Genomic DNA, 18714 nt, shown 5'->3' on the forward strand with positions numbered 1-18714 from the left:
TTTAATTGGTAATTATTTCTTGACAGATAATATGTTTATCAATACCATTATATATGTATATACATATAAATGATTAAAGAAAGATATTCTATGCAGGATAATGATAATTAGTCCAAATCGTTTCCTTGAATATATTTAATACTATTCCCTATTAAAAGAATTTTTTACCCTGAAGTTACAGAATATTGAAAAATATCTGAGGATTGTGGGTGAGGTTTCATGAATATATAGGAATGCTTGGTTTTGCAAGATAAGATGTATCTTGGATTAATTTTTTCAAATATTTTAGAACGAATACTCTAAGTATATATTATTTTTGTTAAGTCACATCTCAAATCTATAAAAATTTGGAGGTTGGGTTTATTGAACCATTTAGAAGATTTAAAGAAGATGATGACTGGAGAAAGACCTGCAGCACCTATAGCTCAATTACTTGGGTTTACTAAAATTCTGAGTACATGTTCTTTACAAATAAGATAAGGCACAAATTACATGCCTATAAATTGAATGGAGGAACAACAAATGTCAAGAATTCCGTCAATACTTCAGAATTTGCGTATCCCTGTAATCGGCGCACCATTATTTATTATTAGTAATCCTAAGCTAGTGATAGAGCAATGTAAGGCAGGAATAGTTGGATCAATGCCTGCACTGAATGCTAGACCCGCATCCTTACTTGATGAATGGTTGGCAGAAATCACAGAGGAGCTCGCAGCTTATAACGCAAAAAATCCAGATCGCCCAGCTGCACCATTTGCTATTAATCAAATTGTTCACAAGTCAAATGAACGGTTAGAGCACGACATGGAATTGTGTGTGAAGTACAAAGTTCCCATTATAATTTCTTCTTTAGGTGCCCGCAAAGAGATATTTGACACAGCACATAGTTACGGAGGAATTGTTCTGCACGACATAATCAATAACACTTTCGCGCACAAGGCAATTGACAAAGGTGCAGATGGTTTAATTGCCGTTGCGGCAGGAGCTGGCGGTCATGCTGGTGTGAAGAGTCCGTTTGCTTTGATTCAAGAAATCCGACAGTGGTTCGACGGTCCGCTTGCTTTGTCCGGATCGATTGCTACGGGAAGTGCAATCCTGGCTGCCCAAGCGATGGGGGCTGATTTTGCATATATCGGCTCACCGTTCATTGCAACACATGAAGCCCGTGCTGCTGAAGCGTATAAGCAGGCAATCGTTGACAGTACGTCTGATGATATTGTTTATAGCAGTCTTTTCACTGGTGTTCATGGAAATTATCTGAAACCATCAATCCGAGCAGCAGGATTGGATCCTGACAACCTTCCTGAAAGTAATCCATCTAAGATGAATTTTGGAGAAAAGGCCGTGAAGCCGTGGAAGGATATTTGGGGAAGTGGTCAAGGTATCGGTGTTATTAAAGAGGTTACTAGTGCAGCTGAATTTGTAGACAAACTTTATAAGGAATATATTGAAGCAAGAGACAGTCTAATCCGCCGTAGTATAGTTAGAACGATCTGAGTCTGAAAACATTGTCCCATTCTAACATTTTATAGCCTTAATCATGATTAGCCGCACAGTGGTTTTACTTGTGTGGCTTTTTTTCTAAATAATAGCTATAAATTCATCTTCCAAATCGAACACTCCTTCCTCCACTAAAATGTTGAATATCAAATATTTTAGATAATCCTGTTCCTGTCATTGCAACTTCCTTTTTCTCTGCATCTTTGCTTCCGCATTTTATACAACCTTTTTCAGACATACTTGTTCTCCTCTCCAACAAACCGATTTATTTGTACTTTAATATGGAGGAAACTTGAAAAAGTTTCAGTGAATAATTTTAAACATTGTCCCTCTTCAACTAACCTGCTCAGTAGCTCAATATTTGCTTCAATTTTAGTAGTACGATTAACACTAATAAATATGGAAAAAATCTTTTTCTCACCTACCTCTTTACCTTTCAAAAAGTGAGCATTTCCCTTTTTGAAGGAACATCTGTTTGTGGAGGAAAGTTAGCTGTTATGATGATGTATTGGTAATAATAAGTAAGTTAGTTACCGTTCGTTGCCTATTAAAAAAGCAAGGCCCGATTGGCCCTGCTTTTTATTTGACTATTACTTTTCCAACCATTCCTTCCTGTAAATGGTACCGACATATCAGATCATATGTACCGGTCTTGTTCGGTTTCACGGTAATGGTGTTTTCTTTTCCAGGCTGGACTTCGGCGTCAATTCCGAGCTTTTCCACTGTGAAGGTGTGCTTTTTCGTACCTTTGTTTTTCAATATCAACGTTGTCGTTCTTCCATTCGTAATAGTGATGACTTTCGGATTAAAGTAATCATCGTTCAACTCGACCTCAATCGGCTGTGCTACGACGCCGGACTCGGCAAATACACTGAGTGAGCCTGGAGTTGTCACAATCATCGCAAGCAAAACGACCAAGCCAGTTAACCACTTTTTCACAGACATTCGCAATCCCTCCTTTCCTAAGACTATCTTTTTCCAATTTGTAAAATATTATCACGTAAATCTATGTGTTTTATTGAAAAGGTGTTATTCAACAATCTGACCCGATTGTTGAATAACATGACTGACGTTTTTGAAACAGCTTTATTATGTTTTAAACGACTTTATTATAAATTAAACAACTTTATTATCTCTGTACACCGTCTTGTGAATTGGCTTATAAAAAAGGAATTGATTGCTCAAGATCAAGAGGAAAATGTCGTTTTCAACTGGAGAGAAAAAGGCGGCTTAAACAAATTTTCTTTTTCCATATCGATCATATATCTTTTTTTGAATAATAGTATCAGTATGTCCAAGATTTAGAGATTACTTGCAAGTGTCCTGAAGTTTTTGCACCAGAACCAAGATAAGTAAAGGCTGTTCCTTTTTAGGGACAGCCTGATTCATTGATATCCTACTTACACTTTCCTCCTTATCGATGCGGATATGAAATACAGATACAAGCCTTGTCGAAGCAACAACGGAACAATCACGACATTCCTTTGATTCAGCATAAAATCCGGTAACATGGTAAAAATACAAAAAAATAACGAAGGAGAAAAATAATGAAAAGAACTATTGCGGATTCACTCGTTGAAGCACTGTTAAATGCAGGTGTGAAAAGGATTTATGGTATTATAGGAGACTCACTGAACGCCGTTCTCGATTCCGTCCGGCGTTCAAAGAAAATTGAATGGATTCATGTCCGCCATGAAGAGGTTGCAGCATTCGCGGCCGGTGCCGATGCTGATATTACCGGAAGTATTGCTGTGTGTGCCGGAAGCAGTGGCCCTGGCAATATGCACCTCATCAATGGCTTGTACGACTGTCACCGCAACCGGGTCCCTGTGCTTGCGATTGCAGCACACATTCCAAGCTACGAAATCGGCACCAATTTTTTTCAGGAAACACGCCCCGATCATCTATTTAAGGACTGCAGCTATTACTGCGAGGTAGTGACGACCCCTCACCAAATGCCCCGCTCCGTAGTTGTCGCCATGCAGAATGCAGTTGCGCGTAAAGGTGTGTCCGTTCTTGTTCTGCCCGGGGATGTCGCTGGTTTAGAAGCAGACAAGACCCCTATACCTCAACATGTCCTTCATGTGACACAGCCGGTAATACATCCTTCGGAAACAGAGTTAAAGCAGCTGGCGGAATACTTGAACCACGGCAAGCGCATCACGCTGCTGTGCGGGGCCGGCTGTGCTGGCGCTCACACGCAACTCATGCAGCTTTGTGAAAAACTGCAATCACCTATGGTTATTGCTTTGCGAGGTAAAGAACACCTGGAGTATGATAATCCGTACTCTGTCGGACTGACAGGACTTATCGGTTATGCATCAGGCTATCAGGCGGTTAAGGAATGCGATGTACTGCTGATGCTTGGTACCGATTTTCCATACAGACAATTCTATCCAAAAGATGCCACAATTTTGCAGGTCGATATTGAGCCGGGACATCTCGGCCGCCGAACCGACCTCACCTACGGGCTGTGCGGTGATGTGAAGGCAACCATTGAAGCACTGCTGCCTTATCTGACAGAGCCACATGATGGAAGCCACCTGAAGAGATTAACAGACCACTATCGCAAAGTCCGTGATGATTTGGACGAACTTGCCATCGGAAAACCAGGCCACAAACCGATCCATCCTCAATATCTCACGAAAGCCGTCAGTGATCTGGCGAGTAAGAATGCGGTATTTACATGCGATGTCGGAACCCCAACACTTTGGGCCGCCCGTTATCTGCAAATGAACGGACAAAGGCGGTTATTAGGTTCTTTTAATCACGGAACGATGGCAAACGCCCTGCCACAGGCTATTGGAGCACAGATTGCCCAGCCAGACCGCCAGGTGATTTCTCTTTCTGGAGATGGAGGTCTTGCCATGCTAATGGGCGATCTTCTCACCCTGCGGCAGTATAAATTACCCGTAAAGGTGGTCGTATTCAACAACGGTGCGCTCAGTTTCGTTGAGCTTGAAATGAAAGCAGCCGGCTTCCTGGAAACAGGCACCGCCCTTGATAACCCCAACTTTGCAACGATGGCGCAAGCGATAGGCATTGAAGGAATTCGCGTGGAGGACCCTGCAGAACTGGAGGAAGCGATTCAGCGTGCCCTTCAATATGACGGACCTGTGCTACTTGATGTTGTCGTGAACCGTCAGGAATTGGCTCTACCACCAAAAATCACATTTGAACAGGCGCATGGATTTAGCCTTTGGATGATGAAAGCCGTCCTGAACAGGCACGGCAACGAGCTCATTGACCTTGCCAAAACGAATCTTTTCCGCTAATAAGCCCAAATTATACGATATTATAAAAGGAAAGGAAAACCATGATGAAAAACAAAGCTCCCAACCGATGGTTTATTGTCCTGGGTACGATTATTGTGCAAATGGGACTCGGTACGATTTATACAAAATAAAGGGGCTTTAGTTTAATAAGGAATACCAGAAGGACCTTAGAGGACAGGGTCCTTTTTGTTTGCTCAAAAATCAATACTATCTTTTAACAGATCCTTTCTTTAAGCAATAAGATGAAGTTCACAAAAGTACAACTTTTACACAAAATCATTATCAGTATTCCTAGGCAGCTGAGGGGAAAAAGGCTATGGAACAATTAACTTTGCGCTAACGTTTTATGTCATTTGTCGAAGCCGTTCAGGATTTAAACGCTGACCGTTATCGAACTATTGACCGACAAAAGAGGAACATCTAAAAAAAGCAGACGTTTCGCTATCCCTCACAATACGAATTAAATGAAAAATGGGCGCTTATCCTTGTTCTGGTATGCTCCCCTTATAGTAGACACGTTTTAAAAAGCGCATTAATCTGTCTATTATTAAGGGGGTATTTTTTATGGAGAAAAAAGCAGAGACTTATGATATATCATTCAAGAAAAAAGCAGTGGATTTATTTCATCAAAAGAAGAATTATGCAGCCGTTTCCAGAGAATTAAACACTCATCGAAAAAACATACAACGATGGGTTAAACAGTTTAGTGAAGATGGGATGGTTGGTCTTAGAGAAAAACGTGGCAGAAAAAGTGGGTCTAGTAGAGTCTCTTCATCTACCTTTGAAAATACCCAACAGAAAATAAAGCGATTAGAAGCTGAGAATGAACTATTAAAAAAGCTTTTAAAGATGTGAAAGGAGGAATGAATCTAAAACCTAGTATTCTATTTCCAATCATTAATGATTTATCTAAACAAGCTCACTCTATACAGCTACTTTGTCATCTAGCTAAAGTATCAAGAAGTGGATACTACAAGTGGATAAAGCGTAAAGCATTACCTTCGGAAAAGCAGATAGAGGATGAGAAGCTAAAGCAGAAAATAATAGAATGTCATCAGAAATATAAGGGCATCTATGGCTATAGAAGAATACAAATTTGGTTAAAGAGGACCTATGATATTCATATTAATCACAAAAAAGTTCAACGGTTACTAAGTGAGCTAGGTATTAAAGCAATTATCAGGAAGAAACGAATTTATTACGGTAAGAAAGAACCTTATCTTATCTCGAATAATTATTTAAATAGATCCTTTTACGCTTCTCGCCCTAATGAAAAGTGGGTAACGGATATTACGTACCTCATTTTCAATGGACAGAAACTATACTTGTCTGCCATCAAAGACCTATATAATAACGAAGTTGTTGCGTACCAAATTAGTAGACGTAATGATTATAAACTAGTCTTGGATACTCTTAAAAAAGCCATAAAAGGAAGGAATGTAAAGGGACTCCTTCTCCATAGTGATCAAGGATACCAATACACTTCCCATAACTATAATCAGCTACTCACAAGAAATAAAATGAAAGCTAGTATGTCTAGAAAGGGCAACTGTTGGGATAACGCTAGTATGGAAAATTTCTTTAGTCATTTAAAAACAGAATGTTTTAACCTGCATACTTTTAAAACTTCACAAGAGGTTAGAACGGCTATTAAAGACTACATTCACTTTTATAACCACGAAAGGTTTCAAACCAAGCTAAACAACCTGACTCCTATCGAATATAGAAGTCAGGCTTCTTAACTGCGCTTATTTTTTTATGTCTACTTGACAGGGGTCAGATCAGTTCAAGGATAGCGCCCTTTTCTTGAATAAGCCAGAAGCTTGCATATTGGAAAAAGTGAGTTATTAATAAGCTGCTAATCTAGTTAGGCTGCTTGCTAAAGTCTCTCTGAGCTCCCCTATAGCTTCCAATAAGATTTTGATATCCAGGAAGTTGGCTAGAAAGTAAAGCGCCAAAGCCTTCAACATCATTGCGCCAATCACGTTGTAACTCGCACGCAATGCTAAACCAGTTCAGAAGCTGCACCCCACCATGAGCCATACGCATTAATGCCGCATCCGCTACTTGTTTGCTAAATGTTCCAGAAGCATCAGTAGCAACAAATACTTCATAACCAGCGTTCACAGCGGAAAGGGCAGGAAATGCAACGCAAACATCTGTCACTACACCAGCAATGATAAGTTGTTTTTTTCCAGTTTCTTCGATTGCTTTGACAAAATCTTCATTATCCCATGCGTTAATTTGTCCAGGACGAGCTATTTTTGGCGCGTCAGGAAAAAGTTCTACCAATTCTTGCATGAGTGGTCCGTTAGGCCCGTTTTCAAAGCTTGTTGTTAAAATAACTGGTAAATCAAAAAACTTTGCGGTTTTAGCAAGCGCCATAACATTGTTCTTGAATTCATCAACACCATAGTCACGCACAAGGCCGGAAATAAGGCCGGTTTGATGATCCACTAAAAGAACGGCAGCATCATCTTTGTTAAGACGAGAATAGAAATCAGACATTTTGATGTCCTCCTTTAATTAAAGTTATCGAAGAAGATTCATAGATTGAAAAATGTATGTTAAACTCCTACGTTTGTTCCAATGTAACTGAACTGATTACTAGTATTCGTTTTTATAAACTCATTATGTGTCAGTAGTATTTATAAAAAATAAATGATTAATGAAGCTTGGACTTCTTCAATTAATCTAGAGCTGGAGTGTGATCAATCCAATGAATAAATTGGTGTAAATATTGCTGAAGATAACGTTTTGTTTGTTCGTCTGTAAGGACTTTCTGTTCAGAATCAATCTTTTTATGTACTTGGGAAATCAACACTTTTTGAAATGGAAGAACATGAACCTGCATGGCCTCTAGTATTTGTCTGATTTGCAATTGAGCAAAGGCAGTACCTAATCCCCCAGGAGTTGCACCAATTAGACCAACCGGTTTTCTGCTAAGAACAGCGGATTCCCGAGGTCTTGATGCCCAGTCCAATGCATTCTTTAATACGCCTGGAATTCCAGAATTGTACTCTGGACTTAAAATAATGATACCGTCAACGTCCTGGATAGCGGATTTAAATAATGTCACTGTTTCTGGAACACTTATTTCTAAGTCTTCGTTGAACAAAGGCAGTTCATTAATTTCAATCCAGCGAAATTGATGGGAATCATCCAGTTCTGTTAATGATTGAGCAATGATTCGATTATAAGAGTTTTTACGTAAACTACCACAAATAAGGCCGATGGTTTTGGTCATCCAATTCCTCCTCGTTTGAAATCACTTTCATTTTACCATAATATCCCAAAATATAAGAAGCGACGTTATACCTAATTACAAATTTTTTATTTAATGAAGTGTTTATTTCAAAAAAGTTAGAATAGTTTTAGGGATTTAAGGATATCTCTTTTGTTTTCTTTTTATTCGGCTTGTGTTTGATAAATTGCTTAACATAATAGCAGGGTTAAAAAAGTACTACATCTAATAAATGATGAATTCTAAAAGAATGAAACGAAATGCTTTTAATTATTTAACCAAAACCACCATGTTCCAAAGATATGGCAAATGGTTTATGTCATGTTTATTTTTTCTTCCATTTTTTGTATATTTATAACATACTATAAACTATAAAGAATTGGAGGGAGTGGAGAAATGGAAGAAAAGAAAGTGACGTGGTTAGAGCTCTTTTATGATTTGTTATTTGTGGCGGCGGTTGCGGCTGCGACTCATGTTTTACTTCATGTTGAAGATGGACATATCCATGCAGAGTATTTAGTAAAGTTTGTATTAATTTTTATTCCTATTTGGTGGGCTTGGGTAGGGCAAACCATATTTATTAACCGATTTGGAAAAGATTTATTTCATCAACGTATCTTTTTGATCTTGCAAATGTTTTTTGTACTAATTATGACATCAAGTTTATCAGTTGATTTTGATCCTTATTATCTTTCTTTTTTAATTGGGTATATTGGCTTAAGAGCAGTAACTGCGATCCAATATCTTATTGTCCAGCGTATAGAAACGGGAGTTCGAAAACAAGCAGCCCTCTTTTTAGGAAGGTATTTTTGGATTGGAATCGTTATTTCATTATTCTCCGTCTTTTTTGATTCTTGGGTTCGATATGCTGTGTTGTATACGGGCATCCTTATTGATATTATTATCCCGGTGCTTGGACGAAAGTGCTTAGAAAAGGTTCCAACAAATACGGCTCACCTATTAGAGCGATTTGGTTTATTTTCCATTATTCTCTTTGGGGAAGCGCTGATTAGCACTCTTGCGATCATTCAGCCTACACAAGGAAATTGGGATTCAATAGGCTTTGCGATCATTTCATTTATCCTGATTATATCGATGTGGTGGCAATATTTCGATAACATGGAGAAGAAACTCGACAAGTCTGTACAGACTTCCGGCCAAATCATTATTTACGGTCATCTGTTTATATTAATGTCTTTGAGCATGATCGCAGCATCTATCAGACTATTGTTTTTACATGAGGTCCATTACTCATTTATCTTATTTTTTGTTTTTGGATCTGTATTGCTCTATTTCCTGTCAACTACCTTTGTTTTCCATCAATATAGACATGTGCACCACCGATTGAAAATTTATCATTTAGGGTTATTTTTAGGAATTTTAGCCGTCTTTTTTATTATTAATTTGATTATTATAGTACCAAATATTTTGATAATAGCTGAATTAACCGTGTTTTTTATTATCTTTACTAAATTAACAATTTCTAATAAAAAGCAATCGTCGACAAATGAGATTCATCCGAGAATAAAAAATGTTTAATGTTTAATAGGGGTTAATACATAAAAAAAGACCGTCAATCCTTCTTGGATTAACCCATCTTTAGTTAAAATGGATTATGTCGCAATTAATCAAGAGACCCTCCTGCTACTTAAACCAAACACGTCTCCCCTTTTTCATCAAATCCGTGCTTAAAATCAAATGCAAAGGAGGGGGTCCATACTAAATATAATAGTTGTATCTCTTGAAAGCCTCCTCCCACTTCAGTTTTTTTATTTTATCACTTTAATGCTATAAACCACTAAAATATACTATAATAATCACTTCTTGTTCAACTGCCCGTTACTTTAAGTACATAATTTCACAATCTCCTTTAAGCTTTAACATAAAGATCTAATTTTCTTTAAAGGAGTTGCTCCACAATATGGCCCTTAAATGAAAAATGAGCGCTTACCATTCTGATCTGCCCCCTGTCAAGTAGACATAAAAAAATAAGCGCAGTTAAGAAGCCTGACTTCTATATTCGATAGGAGTCAGGTTGTTTAGCTTGGTTTGAAACCTTTCGTGGTTATAAAAGTGAATGTAGTCTTTAATAGCCGTTCTAACCTCTTGTGAAGTTTTAAAAGTATGCAGGTTAAAACATTCTGTTTTTAAATGACTAAAGAAATTTTCCATACTAGCGTTATCCCAACAGTTGCCCTTTCTAGACATACTAGCTTTCATTTTATTTCTTGTGAGTAGCTGATTATAGTTATGGGAAGTGTATTGGTATCCTTGATCACTATGGAGAAGGAGTCCCTTTACATTCCTTCCTTTTATGGCTTTTTTAAGAGTATCCAAGACTAGTTTATAATCATTACGTCTACTAATTTGGTACGCAACAACTTCGTTATTATATAGGTCTTTGATGGCAGACAAGTATAGTTTCTGTCCATTGAAAATGAGGTACGTAATATCCGTTACCCACTTTTCATTAGGGCGAGAAGCGTAAAAGGATCTATTTAAATAATTATTCGAGATAAGATAAGGTTCTTTCTTACCGTAATAAATTCGTTTCTTCCTGATAATTGCTTTAATACCTAGCTCACTTAGTAACCGTTGAACTTTTTTGTGATTAATATGAATATCATAGGTCCTCTTTAACCAAATTTGTATTCTTCTATAGCCATAGATGCCCTTATATTTCTGATGACATTCTATTATTTTCTGCTTTAGCTTCTCATCCTCTATCTGCTTTTCCGAAGGTAATGCTTTACGCTTTATCCACTTGTAGTATCCACTTCTTGATACTTTAGCTAGATGACAAAGTAGCTGTATAGAGTGAGCTTGTTTAGATAAATCATTAATGATTGGAAATAGAATACTAGGTTTTAGATTCATTCCTCCTTTCACATCTTTAAAAGCTTTTTTAATAGTTCATTCTCAGCTTCTAATCGCTTTATTTTCTGTTGGGTATTTTCAAAGGTAGATGAAGAGACTCTACTAGACCCACTTTTTCTGCCACGTTTTTCTCTAAGACCAACCATCCCATCTTCACTAAACTGTTTAACCCATCGTTGTATGTTTTTTCGATGAGTGTTTAATTCTCTGGAAACGGCTGCATAATTCTTCTTTTGATGAAATAAATCCACTGCTTTTTTCTTGAATGATATATCATAAGTCTCTGCTTTTTTCTCCATAAAAAATACCCCCTTAATAATAGACAGATTAATGCGCTTTTTAAAACGTGTCTACTATAAGGGGAGCATACCAATTCAAGGATAGCGCCCTTTTCTGGAATAACCTATTCAATTTCCTAATGAAACGTCCCTTTATAGAGGGACTTGTTTTTTGTTTACTTCGCAATATATGTCAAATTTGAAATTCGCATTTCTTATTAAAGAATTGAGCCTTTTTGCGGAATAATAAAAGCAACCCAGATCCGGTTGCTCTATATAACAATAAAATGATTATTTAAATAAACCCAATTCTGCGGTGCTGGCAGGTTCAATTGCCAGTACGTTACACCTAACAATTGATATTGATTGACTACATTGTATTTTTCCTGATAACTCCTAATATCTTCAAACCAAATGATGCGTTATTCCTTTTCCTTCCAATATCGATACCATGGTGAGGCAGCTACCTGATTAAATTCAATCACTGTGTTAGCAGAAATTGCCTGGTTTTGTGCACCATTAACTGATAAAGCCGTGGTCGTATTATCGATTACTCTCCAATCATATCCATACAAAGGAAAAGCAATTTGTACCTTACGAGAATCAATCAAACTTGTTGCATACCGGACAATCTGATCCATCCACCACAACGGGGCTACCGGATCGGGCGGACCGCCTGGATATCCATAATCAATTGTCATAACAGCTACCACGTCTGCAATCGCTCCAATTGACTGATAGTCATAGGCTCCTACGATCCGATTCGTTGGAAGGTCTTCTGTTTTTGCATGTACATTAACATGTAGAATGCGCGGACCAAGAGCAGTTTTTAATTCGTTCAAAAATGTATTAAACTCTCTCCTTCGTGCAGGAGGAATAAATTCAATATCCAGTGAAACTCCGTCATATTCTTTTTCATTAACAAACCGTAATAAACTATCAATTAAATTTCTCCGATAAACGGGATTAGCAAACACGTTCCCGGCTAATTCAGCATCAAAACCCTCGGATGTAAAATTACGAATCATTAAAAGAGTTGTAACACCCAGCTTGTTGCTTTCCCTAACGACCTCTGTATCATCTAATAACACATAGGCATAGCCTTGTGTGGTGAACGAATAAGATACAACTGCTATATACGTAAGCGAATTAGATAAAGTCCGAAGAATTGGTAAAGTGGATTGTGGTGAGTATGGAATAATGAATCCTAGCGTTTCTATTTGGGGTTTCAATGGTGTTGGAATCAGGAGCCTTTGGCCAATATATAATTGACTCGGATCTATCCTTGGATTTGCTTGTAATATAGCTTCTATCGCGGTATTAAAACGATTAGCCAGCTGCAAAAACGTATCTCCTGCTTTGACCAAATAAGGCCTTATCTGAACAATAGCTTCGTCCGGAATGTAAAGCGCTAGACCAGGTATGATGGCATTCGCAGAAGGCAAACCATTCACTTCAACAATAGTAGAAACCGGAACCTGATATTGATTTGCAATTTGCCATAAGGATTCCCCCTTTTGGACAACATGAACGGTCATTCGTTTCACCCCTTGTTCCTAGTATATGGTCTTGAATTCATTAAATAGTACCTAAAAACTTGGGATTCCTATAGAAAATACAAAGGAATGTTTGTTTAAAAGAAAAAAGAGAGGAGAAATATGGCAGACCTAGGTATTCGCTCCTGATATATTTATTCAAAACCTATATTTCAACAATTCACATCGTTATTTGAATAAAAAAACGATCCTTCATATTGAAGAATCGCGCCCGATTGTTGAAGATCAAAGGCTGTTGCAGTTAGCTCGTATTTATTTAACTCTAGCCCCCGTTAATGGAATAACATTTTTATCTTGCGGAGAAACGTTTCCTGCTTCCCAATAAACTTTACTTAATCTATACACTGAGTTTACTAGACTTTAATATTCAGACGATATGATTGGTTTAGCAACGAATGAGGAGGCAGTATAAATGAATGTGCGTGCAATATTTATTGATATGGATGGTACACTACTAAAAGCCTCAAACTACATTTCCCGCCGAAATATGGAAGCCATTTATAGGCTCATTAATCAGGGAGTCAAGGTTTTTCTAGCCACTGGTCGACATTATGAAGTAACCGCTCCCTACCATAAAGAAATTGGATTACGGACTCCGATGATCTGTCTGAATGGTGCCGCTATTCACGCTGCAGAGACAGGAAGAGTTATGCAAATGAGAACCGTCCGATTGAACGAAGAACGATTTCACCATCTGACCGCTGAAAGTCCTTATAATGTTATTATCCATACAGCAAATGGGCTTTATTGCAAGGAAACAAATGAAGAAATCGATTATTGGACAAAAGTTGGGCAAATTCCGCCACGGTATATTGGAGATTTAAGACAGGCAAATTATCAAGATGTTCTTAAATATAGTGTTCGAACAGGTGCACCAAGTCCTGAATTAACCGATTTGTTTAAAAAGGAAGCAGAAGTCATCGATTGGAATGACGGGTTTGAGATAGTTGCTCCTAATGTTTCTAAATGGTCTGCTATAAAAAGCTTACTTACCGAATTTGGAATTAGTCCAAATGAAGTCGTAGCCATTGGAGACGGACCTAATGATATAGAGATGCTTCGTCATGTCGGTATTGGTGTGGCAATGGGAAATGCTAGCGAAAAGGTTAAAGCATCCGCTGATATTGTTACAGGACACCACGAAAATGATGGATTAGCTGAGTTTATAGAACGTTATCTTCTTAAAACATATAAATCATATGCGATTTAGAATTTTTTTATAATGACTTTTTGTAATAAAAAAATGACAGGTGTGATTCATACCTGTCATTTCAGTTTGTCGACAAACTGAAGCTTCTATATTAAAGAAGCTTTTCCTTCTTCATATTCATCTTTTCATAATTCTACCTGTTCAAAAAAGTCCACTGCATAGGAGTTTTCTTTAACTAGCGATCTGTTCACACATCGGTTCAAATTCACTTTATATTGCAATGCCCTGAAAAATGCTACTGTAGCTTTGAAATAAAGTTTAATCAAAAGCACCTCACAAACCGGCATTTTGCGATAAATAAAAAGAATCCATTTTGAAAAAAGATTGATCAAAATGGATTCTTATCTAGTAGATTTAAATCTTGTTGATAAATTTTGAAAAAAGTAGTCTTTTAGATGAAGTCACATAATTAAAACAAAATAAATAAAAAAACAACGACATCACTATCGCTGCTTTTTTGTACATATTATTGCTCTGTTAAAATAACCGGACCTTCTTTCGTAATAACAAGTGTATGTTCATATTGAGCCGATAATTTACCATCAGCCGTTCTTGCTGTCCATCCATCTGAATCCATCTTCATATGCCATGTTCCAGCGTTTAGCATTGGCTCGATTGTGATAACCATTCCTTCTTTTAAACGTGTGCCTTTTCCTGGTTTACCGTAATGCAGCACCATTGGCTCTTCATGCATCGTTTTTCCGATACCGTGTCCAGTGAAATCACGTACAACAGAGAATCCTTCCGCTTCAGCAAAAGATTGAATTGCATGCCCAATATCGCCTAAACGATTACCTACCGTTGCAGCTGCAATTCCACGGTACATAGACTCTTTTGTTACATCTAATAATCGTTGTGTTTCTGGAGCAACTTCGCCAACTGCATAAGACCATGCTGAATCCGCCAAACCACCATTTAAGTTGACAACCATATCAATCGTTACGATATCACCTTCTTTTAACGGAGTTTTAGAAGGAAAACCGTGACAAATGACATCATTTACCGATGCACAAGTCGCATATTTATACCCTTGATATCCTTTTTGTTCCGGTGTTGCCCCGTGTTCTGCTAGAAATTTCTCAACAAACTCTTCGATTTCCCAAGTTGTAATTCCTGGTTTAATCATTTTAGCAATTTCTCTATGTGTCGCTGCAAGCAATTTACCCGCTTCCGCCATCAATTGAATTTCACGTTCGCTTTTTAATGTAATCATTTAAAATCCTCTTTCGTCTAAAATCTTTAAATACAAATCCTCTATTATCATATGCTTTTTTGTAGGTGAAAATCAATACAAAAACCCGGTAAAATCACCGGGTTAAGTATGTAAAAGTTTATTTTGAATTTTTTATGGATTGGAGACTTGAATGTTCAGATAATCTTTTTCTGATGAATATTGATAAAACTCCCTCTGTTCATGACAGCCGATAACTATACTTTAGCTCTGTCAAATACTGTACGACCTGCAACGACTGTTTTCACAGCTTTTGCAGTTAGCATATCTTCTGACGTTCCATCAAATAAATCACGATCAAAAATAGAAAAATCTGCAACATAACCTGGTTTAATATACCCGCGCTCATGTTCTTTACAAATAGCTTTTGCACTGCCAATTGTATAGAGTTGGACAGCTTGGAAACGAGACAACTTTTCTTCTGGTATGTAACCCTCATGGTCTGCATATGGTTTTTTTCGTTCTACAGCTGCATAAATAGAAGTAAGCGGATTAATATCTTCTATTGGTGCATCTGTCCCAGCTGCACACATCAAGCCACGATTAATTAGTTTTTTCCATGGATACGCCCAGTCTAGTCGGTCTTCACCGAGTCGATTGATAGCCCATGGGAAATCAGATGGTACAAATGCAGGTTGAATATCTAAAACAACCGGTAGTTTTTCCATTCTTTCTACTAAATCTTCACGTAAAACACAGCAATGAATTAAGCGGTCTCTTTTACCGCTCGTTAATGGATATTTTTCAAGTACATTGAGTGCTTGTTCTACTCCCGCGTCACCAATCATATGTACGGCAACAGGTTCATCATACTTGCGTGCTAGTTTAACTAATTCTTCTAATTCTTCATCGGTTTGAATGAATAATCCTTGATTATCTGGTTGATCAGAATAAGGCTTAGATAATGCTGCCGTAGAACCGCCTAACGCACCATCAGCAAAGATTTTCATAGCACCTGGTTCAATAAAGGGTTCATCAAATTTCGCATTCGCTTCCATCATTTCTTCAAATACTGCATTATGGCGTAGCAATGTTACTCTGAAATGATGTTTTTCTCCCACTACTCGATGATAAGCCGTTAACGGATTAGTAAATTTTCCGAAATAGTGCATGTCCTCAGTGTGGCCTCCAGTTAAACCATATGAAAGCATATCATCAATGGCAAGATTAAGAGAATCAGTTAAAGACTCGATATACGCCTCACCTTCTTTTGGTATAGCGTCAGTTACAGCATTCATTGCTAAGTCGTATAAAAGACCATTTAATCTTCCCTCAGCATTTCGTCCAATTTCACCGCCTGCTGGGGATTCGCTATTTTCAAAGATGCCGCCTGCTTCAAGTGCTGCTGTATTCCCCAAAATCATATGATGGCAAATTCTTGTTAAAAGAATGGGTTCTTTACGAATCGCATCCAGCTCCTCTTTTGTGGGAATTCGTTGATCAGCAAAATTATTTTCATTCCATCCTTCGCCAAATAACCATTGATCAGAGGGTGTAGTCTTAGCTGCTTCTTTTACCATTTCTAGCATTTCTTCGGCTGAAGCGGCCTTTGTTAAATCTAATCGGATTAACTTTTCACCTTGAAATATCATATGAAGATGGCTATCAACAAAACCCGGATACATGACAGCACCTTGTAGATCGACTTTCTCATCTGCCTGTACACTTAGCTCATGAAGTGTCCCTACTGCGATAATTTTGTCATCTTCAACAAGGACCGCCTCTACAGTTTCATTTTCTTTCTCCATTGTATAAATTTTTCCGCCATACCAAAGTTGTTTCATAAAAAAGGTTCCTTTCTCTGTGAGCTGGTATATAATTCTATCCATTATCAAAAGGCATCAAAATATTTTTTGATACCTTTTGAATTCAAACTATTTAATTTTAAAATGTTCAAATTCTTATATTTATTATTATACTACTACCTTTCTTTTAATAAACTCCAACAATCTTTGCTATATAAAAAAAGGGAACACCTGCTAAATCAGGAAGTTCCCTTTTTATGTTTTTTCAACTGACAGCTGTTACATTACCTATAGAAGTTGCATTGAATGAATAGTGGCTACCAGCCTACAACCAAAAATTTCGTATTCGCAGTATTAAAAAGACAAAAGTATAATAAAACTCCAGAATTAATAATAGCTTCTAGACAACCTAACCGTTATAAACACTAGCACATGTTCCAGGTTTTGGTTCATAAAAACAATGGTCTTTAAATTGACCAGTATGAGGTTGATCATACCATGTTGGAGGGCATGGAGCATATGGATTAAAATACCAAAGAGCATATTTAGCCGGATGCTGTCTCCAGTGCTTCAAATTCTGTTCTGCTAATCTTCTTTCAATACCTCTCGCTCTTTGATAAAATACATTCCCTTTTTGAACAGCTTCAAAAGAATAATTTCCTCCTTGTACTTGATAAATGACTTGTGGAATTGTTCTTAAACCTTTAAAGTCTAAACAATTAGCTACAAGACGATTCACAATTACATTTCCAACATATAACATTCCTTGTGGTCCTTCACCTTCGGCTTCTGCTCTCATCATCCTTGCCATTAAGTCAACGTCTGAACTTCGGTAGCTTGCTCTTGCCATTTTTTTCACCTCAAAAATATAGTATGAAAAAAAGCCTACATTGATGTCATTGTTTATCAAATAAGAATGCTTAGTTTTTAAAGCTTACAGTTTTTAAGTAAGATGAAAACGATGGCCTTCTTTTTTATATTATTGAATCCAAATCATTACATAGAACTTTGAAATCTAAGGTGGTGTTTTTTACTGCGAAGGATGACGGAAACATTCCAAAGTATGGTCATTCACCATGCCCACTGCTTGCATATAGGAATAACAAATGGTACTTCCTACAAATTTAAATCCATCTCTTTTTAACTGTTTGCTCATTTTATCACTTATTTCGTTTGAAGTAGGTACATCTTTTGCTGTCTCCCAATTGTTTATAATCGGCTTATTATCTACAAAACTCCATATATAACTAGAAAATGAACCATATTCTTGTTGAATTTTTAAGAATGCCTTTGCATTCGTTACAACGCTATAAATTTTCATTTTATTGCGAATAATCCCCTGATTTTCTATTAATAATTGTAATTTTTCGTCTGTATACTGAACAATTTTCTCCGCTTCAAATTGATCAAAGGCACTTCGATAATTTTCCCTTTTTTGCAAAACTGTCCACCAACTGAGTCCAGCTTGTGCTCCTTCTAAGCATAGCATTTCAAATAATATCTTATCATCATAGACAGGTACTCCCCATTCTTTATCATGATATTCCATATATAAAGGCTCTTTAGTTTTTACCCACATACATCGTTTCATCATTTGCAGCACCGTCCTTTTTCTATCTTTTTCCCTTTTCATTTCGCCTTGAATTTATGAACCTGAACCTGTCTTTTATCAACCTTTATTTAAATTCTACACAATGTTAAAAATTCTAATAATATCTATTTAAAATTGACAATAATAACATCGTATATTATTCCAATATAGCTATATGATAAAACTTATAAAATTCAAAGGAGATGC

Annotated in this window: 16 protein-coding genes and 1 pseudogene; 6 read left to right on the forward strand and 11 right to left on the reverse strand. The window is 37.1% G+C overall.

What is annotated here, in order from left to right; genetic code table 11:
• The first annotated feature begins 522 nt into the window (after positions 1-522).
• Positions 523-1497 carry an NAD(P)H-dependent flavin oxidoreductase gene (locus BAOM_RS11305; protein ID WP_127760363.1) on the forward strand — a complete coding sequence of 325 codons (975 nt, stop codon included), beginning with the start codon at positions 523-525 and terminating at the stop codon, positions 1495-1497.
• A gap of 139 nt (positions 1498-1636) precedes the next feature.
• On the opposite strand, the pseudogene BAOM_RS11310 reads toward BAOM_RS11305, so the two are convergent.
• A pseudogene (locus BAOM_RS11310) lies at positions 1637-1738 on the reverse strand (zinc ribbon domain-containing protein); the annotation flags it as partial.
• Positions 1739-2079: 341 nt separating this feature from the next.
• Entirely contained in the window at positions 2080-2445 is a 366-nt protein-coding gene (locus tag BAOM_RS11315; RefSeq protein ID WP_127762539.1) for a cupredoxin domain-containing protein, read from the reverse strand.
• Between the two features lie 602 nt (positions 2446-3047).
• Here BAOM_RS11315 and poxB point away from each other — a divergent pair.
• From poxB to BAOM_RS11335, 3 genes are all read left to right on the forward strand, one after another.
• Positions 3048-4775, forward strand: coding sequence for a ubiquinone-dependent pyruvate dehydrogenase (gene poxB / locus BAOM_RS11325; RefSeq protein ID WP_127760365.1), 1728 nt, complete (start codon positions 3048-3050; stop codon positions 4773-4775).
• Between the two features lie 564 nt (positions 4776-5339).
• On the forward strand, positions 5340-5630 hold the full coding sequence (locus tag BAOM_RS11330; protein ID WP_127759245.1) for a helix-turn-helix domain-containing protein: 291 nt from the start codon (positions 5340-5342) through the stop codon (positions 5628-5630).
• Between the two features lie 8 nt (positions 5631-5638).
• On the forward strand, positions 5639-6517 hold the full coding sequence (locus tag BAOM_RS11335) for an IS3 family transposase (RefSeq protein WP_127760366.1): 879 nt from the start codon (positions 5639-5641) through the stop codon (positions 6515-6517).
• 121 nt (positions 6518-6638) lie between these two features.
• On the opposite strand, the gene ycaC is transcribed toward BAOM_RS11335, so the two are convergent.
• Together ycaC and BAOM_RS11345 are read right to left on the reverse strand one after the other, a co-directional pair.
• Complete coding sequence (gene ycaC, locus BAOM_RS11340; RefSeq protein WP_127760367.1) at positions 6639-7283, reverse strand: isochorismate family cysteine hydrolase YcaC; 645 nt, start codon at positions 7281-7283, stop codon at positions 6639-6641.
• 181 nt (positions 7284-7464) lie between these two features.
• The gene (locus BAOM_RS11345; protein ID WP_127760368.1) at positions 7465-8022 is read right to left on the reverse strand and encodes an NADPH-dependent FMN reductase; all 558 of its coding nucleotides are present in this window, start codon (positions 8020-8022) and stop codon (positions 7465-7467) included.
• 393 nt (positions 8023-8415) lie between these two features.
• Here BAOM_RS11345 and BAOM_RS11350 point away from each other — a divergent pair, with 393 nt between their 5' ends.
• Entirely contained in the window at positions 8416-9558 is a 1143-nt protein-coding gene (locus BAOM_RS11350) for a low temperature requirement protein A (protein ID WP_127760369.1), read from the forward strand.
• Positions 9559-10017: 459 nt separating this feature from the next.
• Here the strand turns inward: BAOM_RS11350 and BAOM_RS11355 are convergent, their stop codons facing one another.
• The 3 genes from BAOM_RS11355 to BAOM_RS11365 all read right to left on the reverse strand — a co-directional run bounded on the left by BAOM_RS11355 (position 10018) and on the right by BAOM_RS11365 (position 12712).
• Positions 10018-10896 carry an IS3 family transposase gene (locus BAOM_RS11355; RefSeq protein WP_127760366.1) on the reverse strand — a complete coding sequence of 293 codons (879 nt, stop codon included), beginning with the start codon at positions 10894-10896 and terminating at the stop codon, positions 10018-10020.
• A gap of 8 nt (positions 10897-10904) precedes the next feature.
• A complete protein-coding gene (locus tag BAOM_RS11360) occupies positions 10905-11195 on the reverse strand; it encodes a helix-turn-helix domain-containing protein (protein WP_127759245.1) in 291 nt (96 codons plus the stop codon).
• 401 nt (positions 11196-11596) lie between these two features.
• Complete coding sequence (locus BAOM_RS11365) at positions 11597-12712, reverse strand: LysM peptidoglycan-binding domain-containing protein (protein WP_252282384.1); 1116 nt, start codon at positions 12710-12712, stop codon at positions 11597-11599.
• A 430-nt stretch (positions 12713-13142) separates the two neighbouring features.
• Between BAOM_RS11365 and BAOM_RS11370 the strand changes: the two genes are divergently transcribed.
• Positions 13143-13940 carry an HAD family hydrolase gene (locus BAOM_RS11370; RefSeq protein WP_127760370.1) on the forward strand — a complete coding sequence of 266 codons (798 nt, stop codon included), beginning with the start codon at positions 13143-13145 and terminating at the stop codon, positions 13938-13940.
• Between the two features lie 466 nt (positions 13941-14406).
• Here BAOM_RS11370 and map read toward each other — a convergent pair whose 3' ends face one another.
• From map to BAOM_RS11395, 4 genes are all read right to left on the reverse strand, one after another.
• Entirely contained in the window at positions 14407-15153 is a 747-nt protein-coding gene (gene map, locus BAOM_RS11380; RefSeq protein WP_127760371.1) for a type I methionyl aminopeptidase, read from the reverse strand.
• 215 nt (positions 15154-15368) lie between these two features.
• On the reverse strand, positions 15369-16955 hold the full coding sequence (locus BAOM_RS11385) for an amidohydrolase (protein WP_127760372.1): 1587 nt from the start codon (positions 16953-16955) through the stop codon (positions 15369-15371).
• Between the two features lie 370 nt (positions 16956-17325).
• Entirely contained in the window at positions 17326-17766 is a 441-nt protein-coding gene (locus BAOM_RS11390) for a cell wall hydrolase (protein ID WP_127760373.1), read from the reverse strand.
• A 180-nt stretch (positions 17767-17946) separates the two neighbouring features.
• The gene (locus tag BAOM_RS11395; RefSeq protein ID WP_164853337.1) at positions 17947-18507 is read right to left on the reverse strand and encodes a DNA-3-methyladenine glycosylase I; all 561 of its coding nucleotides are present in this window, start codon (positions 18505-18507) and stop codon (positions 17947-17949) included.
• Positions 18508-18714 lie beyond the last annotated feature (207 nt).

Origin of the sequence: Peribacillus asahii, assembly GCF_004006295.1 — a bacterium.
In the GTDB taxonomy this organism is placed as follows: Bacteria; Bacillota; Bacilli; order Bacillales; family DSM-1321; genus Peribacillus; species Peribacillus asahii_A.